This window comes from Promicromonospora alba (assembly GCF_042654905.1).
Lineage (GTDB): Bacteria > Actinomycetota > Actinomycetes > Actinomycetales > Cellulomonadaceae > Promicromonospora > Promicromonospora alba.
In genome coordinates, this window is the sequence record NZ_JBHSFI010000008.1 from 413,372 (window position 1) to 419,845 (window position 6,474).

At 70.3% G+C, this 6,474-nt stretch carries 8 protein-coding genes; 7 read left to right on the plus strand and 1 reads right to left on the minus strand.

Annotation, left to right across the window (positions count from 1 at the left end):
• Positions 1-26: 26 nt before the first annotated feature.
• The 6 genes from ACFO6V_RS24455 to ACFO6V_RS24480 all read left to right on the plus strand — a co-directional run bounded on the left by ACFO6V_RS24455 (position 27) and on the right by ACFO6V_RS24480 (position 5,481).
• The gene (locus tag ACFO6V_RS24455; RefSeq protein WP_377140639.1) at positions 27-1,484 is read left to right on the plus strand and encodes a copper resistance CopC/CopD family protein; all 1,458 of its coding nucleotides are present in this window, start codon (positions 27-29) and stop codon (positions 1,482-1,484) included.
• Between the two features lie 110 nt (positions 1,485-1,594).
• Positions 1,595-2,281, plus strand: a complete 687-nt coding sequence (locus ACFO6V_RS24460) for a PAS and ANTAR domain-containing protein (protein ID WP_377140641.1) — start codon at positions 1,595-1,597, stop codon at positions 2,279-2,281.
• A 103-nt stretch (positions 2,282-2,384) separates the two neighbouring features.
• Entirely contained in the window at positions 2,385-3,044 is a 660-nt protein-coding gene (locus tag ACFO6V_RS24465; RefSeq protein WP_377140643.1) for a GAF and ANTAR domain-containing protein, read from the plus strand.
• Positions 3,045-3,104: 60 nt separating this feature from the next.
• Positions 3,105-3,599 carry an AAA family ATPase gene (locus ACFO6V_RS24470; protein ID WP_377140646.1) on the plus strand — a complete coding sequence of 165 codons (495 nt, stop codon included), beginning with the start codon at positions 3,105-3,107 and terminating at the stop codon, positions 3,597-3,599.
• A 37-nt stretch (positions 3,600-3,636) separates the two neighbouring features.
• Positions 3,637-4,263, plus strand: coding sequence for a helix-turn-helix domain-containing protein (locus tag ACFO6V_RS24475; RefSeq protein ID WP_377140649.1), 627 nt, complete (start codon positions 3,637-3,639; stop codon positions 4,261-4,263).
• 201 nt (positions 4,264-4,464) lie between these two features.
• Entirely contained in the window at positions 4,465-5,481 is a 1,017-nt protein-coding gene (locus ACFO6V_RS24480) for a DUF418 domain-containing protein (RefSeq protein ID WP_377140652.1), read from the plus strand.
• A gap of 27 nt (positions 5,482-5,508) precedes the next feature.
• Here the strand turns inward: ACFO6V_RS24480 and ACFO6V_RS24485 are convergent, their stop codons facing one another.
• Positions 5,509-5,697, minus strand: a complete 189-nt coding sequence (locus tag ACFO6V_RS24485; RefSeq protein ID WP_377140654.1) for a MarR family transcriptional regulator — start codon at positions 5,695-5,697, stop codon at positions 5,509-5,511.
• 11 nt (positions 5,698-5,708) lie between these two features.
• Between ACFO6V_RS24485 and ACFO6V_RS24490 the strand changes: the two genes are divergently transcribed.
• Positions 5,709-6,474: SDR family NAD(P)-dependent oxidoreductase (locus ACFO6V_RS24490; protein ID WP_377140657.1), on the plus strand; the 766-nt coding region annotated here is incomplete at its 3' end.

The window sequence follows — 6,474 nt, forward strand, 5'->3', positions numbered from 1 at the left end:
CACCCCTGCTGTGAAGGAGTCCGCACATGCGCCGAACCTCGCGCTCCGGCGCGGTCGTGGTCCGGGCGACCGTCGGAGTGCTCGCGGCGCTCATGCTCGCGCTGTGGTGCGCGCCGTCCGCCACCGCCCACACCCGGCTCGAATCCTCCGTACCCGCCGCCGGGTCGACGTCGGACAGTCCCGTCACCGAGGTCACGCTGCGGTTCACGCTGCCGGTGAGCCAGCTCGGCGAGGGGATCGTGATCGACGGGCCGGAGGGCGCCGTCGTGGCCGACGTCGCTGCCGCAGGGGACGGCCTGGTCCTGGTGGCGACACCGTCCGAGGCACTGACCGCCGGCGACTACACGGTCACCTGGACGGCAGCGGCCCAGGACGGCCACCCGCTGGAGGGCACCTTCGGCTTCACCGTCACGGGCACGGGCACGGGCACGGGTGCGGGCACGGGTGCGGGCCCGGGTGAGCCGACCGGAGGCACGGGAACGCCGTCGGCGGGCGCGAGCCCCGGTGCGGGTCACGACATGAGCGGTATGGACCACGACATGGGCCACGAACCGTCCGCGATGGACAGCCCGACGACCGATGTCGCTGCGGCCGTCGCCCGGCTCGGCAGCGCGATCACGCTCTGGAGCGGGCTGGTCGCCGCCGGTGCCCTGGCGTTCACGGCCTTCGTGCTCCGAGGGCGCGACGAGGCGGACGCGCCGGTCGTGCTGCGGCTCGCTCGCTGGGCGGGCGTACTGATCCTCGGCGGGCTCGCTGTCCGGGTACTGGCCGGATCGGTGTTCGTCGCCCATGGCGACCTCGCCGCGGCCGTCTCACCGTCGGCGATCTCGAACTCGCTCACCGGCACCACCCTCCGGGAGGTCGGCCTTCAGGCCGCTGGTGCTGTCGCGCTCGCGGTGGGCGCCCGGCGGACCTTGCGCGGTTCATGGCTCGCCGTGATCGGTGGGGTGCTGGTGTTCGCCGGGCACGTGCTCGGCGGCCACAGCAACACCGTCGAGCCACGATGGCTCATCGTGACCGCCGACGTCGCACACCTCGCGGCCGCCGCCACGTGGGTGGGCGGCGTCGTCTCGATGGGCCTCCTGCTGCGCGCCCGGCACCGGAACGGGTACGACCTCGACGCCGCACTGATGGCCGCCCGCTTCTCCGTCGTCGCGGCCCTCTCGGTCACGGTGGTCGGAGTGGCGGGGGTGGTGCTGGCGGTCGGCATCCTGGACCGCCCGGAGCAGCTCTGGCAGAGCACCTGGGGACTCCTGCTGCTGGCCAAGGTCGGCGTCGTCCTGGTGGTCGGCGTGGTCGGCGCGTACAACCACTTCCACGTCGTGCCGAGGCTCACGGCCCGACGCCGCGGCGTGGTGCGGCATGCCGGCCGCTCAAACAGGGCGGGCGGCGTGCTGCTGCGCAGTGCGGGACGAGAGACCACCCTGATGGTCGTGATCGTGCTGCTCACGGCCTGGCTGGTCGCCGCGTCGGTCCAGGACTGAATCCGTCCGCCAGCGAGGGGTTCGCTCCACGCTATCCTGACCTCCCCCAGGTCCTGTGCCCTCCGCTGTAAGGGCACCGGCCGTACGACTCAGCCCTGAAGAGGACCTTCGTGAACTCCATATCTGAGCCCGGCCAGCCACCGTTGGACAGTGACATCGAGAAGGCGCTCGCTGGGGGTGCCAGGCCGCCGGTCGGGCGTTACCGGCTCGACCTTGCCACAGGGGAGTGGGCGTGGTCGGACGAGGTCTACGTGATGCACGGTTTCGAGCCGGGCGACATCGTGCCGACGACGCCCCTGATGCTCGCGCACAAGCACCCGGACGACCGTGCCCGGGTCGACGGCGTGCTGCGGCATGCGGCGGAGACAGGGCAGCCGTTCAGCTCGGTGCATCGCATCGTGGACGCCGCAGGAAAGACCCGCACACTGGCCGTGACCGGTCAGGGCCGTCGCGATCCCGTCACCGGTCAGGTGACGGAGCTGTTCGGGTACTTCATCGACGTCACCAAGGCGCAACGGGAGGCGGCGGCACGAGAGGCGTCGGCCTCGATCCAGGCATCCTCGGAGCGGCGATCGGTCATCGAGCAGGCCAAGGGCATCCTCATGGTCATTCACGGCATCGAGGAAGAAGCCGCGTTCGACCAGCTGCGCGAAGCGTCCAACCAGTCGAACATCCCTCTACGGGACATCGCTTATTCCCTGGTGCAGCTGTTCTCCGGGCCGGACGTCACCGAGTTCCCGACCAGTGAGGCCATCGACGAGTTCCTGGCCAACCCGATCCGCCCGGACGATCTCTGACGCTCCGGCGGTCTCGCGTCCCCGACACGGTGACAAACGGGACGATGCGACTGGAAGGTCGTAGTGCAAGAGTGAGGGTGGGGGCAAGGGAGGTGACGCACGAATGGACGTGCCACAACTTCTTGGCCTGCTCGCGAGATCTCTCGCGAAGGACACTGTCCGTCCGTGGGCGATGCGGCTGTGCGAGGCGTGCGTGGACGCCCTCGGGGCGCAGGGCGGAGCTCTTACTGTCGTGGGCGGGCCGGGCGAGCGGGTCGCCGTCAGCACACCAGGGGTGTTCGAGGACCTCGAACCACTGCAGGAGGTTCTGGGCGAAGGGCCGGTGCCGCAGGCGATGGCCGAGGACCAGCCCGTGGTCACGCACCTCGGTGCGGTGGTGGACGAGTATCCCGTCTTCTCACAGCTGGCCGGTCCGGTCGGCGACAAGGTGACGCTGTACGCGGTGCCGATGCGGGCAGGCGGTCAGGTCGTCGGGGTGCTCAGCCTCTATGTGACGGATGATCCGCAAGCCCGCAGTGCGCAGGACCTGCGGTTCCTCGCCGACATCGTCGGGGCGTCCCTGCTGGGGGACACCGAGCTGCTTGACGGGTCGGAGCGAGCCTGGCTTCATCGGGCAGCCGGAATGGTCATCGCCCAACTGGGGATAGGCGTCGAGGATGCGCTCGCGGTGATCCGGGCGAATGCCTTCTCGCGATCCACGAGCCTGCGATCCGTCGCGGAGGACGTGCTCGAACGGCGTCTGACGTTCTCTCTCGACGAGTAGCCATGGCACGATCAACGGGTGAGTGACAGGACCCAGGACCACACCGTTCCTCGGCTGGTTATGATCAGCGGACCGATCGCATCGGGCAAGAGCACGGTGGCCGGAGAGCTTGTCCGGCTGTTGCGCCTGGAGGGCTTCTCTGTCGCGCTCGCCGACCTCGACACCATCGCGGAGATGGCGCTGCCGACGCTGCCGAGCTGGGACTGGGCGCACGGAGTCCACGCGCAGCTGGTCGGCGCCTGGCTGAGGACCGGCGTCGACATCGTGGTCGACGAGGGCACCTCGAGCCCGGCCGAGGTGCAGCAGGTGCTCGACCAGGTGCCGGAGGGCACCGACGTCTTCCACGTCGTGCTGACCGCCGACCTCGACGCCTCTCTCGCTCGGGCGAGGGCGGACTCCGGACGCGGGATCAGCCAGGATCCGGCCTTCCTCCGCGGCGATCACGAGGCCTACTCGCAGCACCTGCCGCAGCTGCCGACCAGCCTTCGGCTGCACGTCGAAGGTGAGGAGCCCGCGGCGCTGGCACGCGGAGTCCTCGCCCGTCTCCTACCTTGAGGTACATGTGTCGCTCTACTGACTGGTTGGTGGACACGTGACGATCGACAAGCGACGGCCGTTCTCCAAGGGTTCGTCGCGAGGCAGACGCCGAGGGCGGGCCGCGGTTCCGCTGTACGAGTTCGACCCTCCGGTCGGCACGCCGTACGGCCTCGAGGTGAACACCATCGAGGACTTCTTCGCGAAGCACGATCCCTGGCCGTGGGACACGTCCCGTCCGGGCCGTGCCACCTTCCACTACCTGATCCTGGTCACCGAGGGCGAGCTGCTCCACGACGTCGACCACGTCACGCAGACCGTGGCGCCCGGCCAGTGGCTGTGGGTCCGTCCCGGGCACGCACAGTGCTGGCACCCGCCGAGCGCTGCCCGCGGCCCGTTCATCCATGTCGCTGAATATGCTCGGCTGCTGGGCTGCTCGATCCGTACCCTCAGCCGCGCCACCCGGGATGCCACCGGCAAGGGAGCACGTGAGGTCATCGACGAGCGACGACTCCTCGAAGCCCGCCGCCTGCTAGGGGTCGCCGGCTGGGACGCCCGGGCCGTGGCGACGCATCTCGGGTTCACCGACCCCGGGAACTTCGGACGGTTCTTCCGCGCTCGGACCGGCCTGACGTCGGCCGCCTTCGCCGCCGGCGCGGTCAGCGAGGCCGACTCCGGCAGGTGAGGGACGGGTCATGAAGCAGTTGCTCCTCGCCGCTCTCGTCGAGCACCGACTACCGGCTCCGCTGCGGACACCTGCTTGTCACCCATGGACAGGCCCTGACCGGCAGGGCGCGGCGCACAGGGCTTACCCGTAGCTCGTGACCACCGAACCTGGGCCCGTGGGTTGACGACCGGCGGGAGTCCGATCGCTTGGATGGTAGGCATGAGCACAACCACTGCACTCGCCGCGGCTCCGCGGGCAGAGACGCGGCAGCGCTGGCACTTCATCGACTCACTGCGCGGGTTTGCGGTCCTCGGGATCCTGCTGGTCAACGCGATCGACATCATCAGCCCCGGGATGGACCGCATCCTGGCGGGCGGCGCCATCGTCCCGGACCCGGTGCGGGACGCACTCTTCCTCACGGTCCAGACCCGCTTCGTGCCCATCTTCGTCTTCCTGTTCGGCATGAGCCTCTGGATAGTGCTCGACGGCGCCCGCAACCGGTCCCAGCGCCCAGGCCTGGTGCTGGTCCGCCGTCTGCTGGGGCTCGCTGCCATCGGCGGGCTCCTCATGCTCGTCTACCCCGGCAACGTGCTCCTGGAGTACGCCGTCGTCGGCCTGCTGATGCTGCCGGTCGTCCACTTCGCGCCGCGCTGGGTGGCCCTCGGGGCAGGCGTCGTGCTCACGGTCGCGGCATACGCCATGTTCGGCGGTGGCATCGTGTCCCTCCCCGGCCTCATCCTGCTCGGCGCCGGCGCGGCGGCCTTCGGTCTGCCCCGCGTCCTCGAGACCTCGCGCAAGACCGTCGCCATCGCGTTCGCCGTCGCCGCCGTGCTGACCGTGCCTGCCCTGATGTGGCAGCTGACCGCTCCCAGCGACCCGCGGTTCACGAACCCGGGCGGTATCGCGGGCCTGGTCATGGCCGTGCTCTACGTCACGGGTCTTGCGCTGCTGTGGCACACGCCCGCGCGGCGGGTGATCGCCGCGGTGTTCGAGCCGCTGGGCCGGATGGCGCTGACGAACTACGTAGCGGCCGCGATCGTGATGGCCCTGGCCGCGCAGCTCGTGGACTTCGGCCAGATGACCAGCGTGACGCCTGTCGTCGTGCTGGCCCTCGTGGTGATCGCCGTGCAGTCCGTGCTCAGCCGCCTCTGGCTCAAGTACTTCGTCTACGGTCCGGTCGAGTGGCTGTGGCGCAGCGTCACCTGGCTCCGGCCCGCGGCGCTCCGCCGATCCTGAGCACGTCGATACCGATCACGGTACCGATCACTTCGTGTCGCGGACGGCGTCGGTGAGGTGCAGCTCCTGGATGTGCCGGTGGCGGGGATGCGCGCGGCGCTCCAGCTGGCCCTTGTCGTCCAGCCGCGCGACGAGGGACGCGACCGCCTGGGGTGTGACGTCGAGCCGGCGGGCCAGCTCCGCCCCGGTGAGGCACGGACGACACCCGAATCGCAAAGAGCACGACCATGGCAGACCGGCCTATCGCTCTCATCACCGGAACAAGCAGTGGAATCGGCGAGGCCATGGCGGCGACGCTGGCCGCCGACGGGTACGACCTGGTCCTGGTCGCCCGCCGGCGCGAACAGCTGGAGGTGCTCGCGAAGGAGCTGGCGGACGTCGGCGCGGCGAGCGAGGTCATCTCGGTCGACCTCTCCGAGCGTGCCGGGATCCAGCTGGTCGCCGACCGTGCTGCTGCCGGGGACATCGACGTGCTGGTCTCCAACGCGGGGGTCAGTGCGTACGGGCCGTTCGAGGAGATCGCCCCGGAGGACCTGGACCGGGCCTGGACCCTGAACGCTGACGCGACGCCGTTCCTTGCGCGAGCGGTACTGCCCGGCATGCTCGGACGCGGACGCGGCGGGATCATCGCCGTGTCCTCGACCCTCGCCTTCAGTGCAGGGGCTCCGGCCCGTGCGGGAGACAGTCGTGGCATGCCGAAGCGGGCGCTCTACGTGAGCGCGAAGGCCGGGCCCGTCGCGTTCGCTCGCGTTCTCGCCACCGAGCTGGACGGCACCGGGGTGCACGCCACCGTGGTGTGTCCCGGGCTGGTCTCCTCCGAGTGGAACGACGGCGCCTCACGCGTTCCCGTCGCGATGTCCCCCGAGGACGTCGCCACGGCCACCTGGTCGAGCTTCACGCGCGGTGAGGTCGTCTGCCTGCTCGGGCTCGAGGACCTCGGTCCGCTCGACCGGCTGGCGCAGGCGGAGCTGGAGATCGCCTCGGGAAACATCA

Excerpts from the sequence above, each read along its gene's own strand:
- ACFO6V_RS24455 (WP_377140639.1), top strand. The coding sequence starts at position 27 with ATGCGCCGAACCTCGCGCTCCGGCGCGGTCGTGGTCCGGGCGACCGTC.
- ACFO6V_RS24480 (WP_377140652.1), top strand. The coding sequence starts at position 4,465 with ATGAGCACAACCACTGCACTCGCCGCGGCTCCGCGGGCAGAGACGCGG.
- ACFO6V_RS24470 (WP_377140646.1), top strand. The coding sequence starts at position 3,105 with ATGATCAGCGGACCGATCGCATCGGGCAAGAGCACGGTGGCCGGAGAG.
- ACFO6V_RS24465 (WP_377140643.1), top strand. The coding sequence starts at position 2,385 with ATGGACGTGCCACAACTTCTTGGCCTGCTCGCGAGATCTCTCGCGAAG.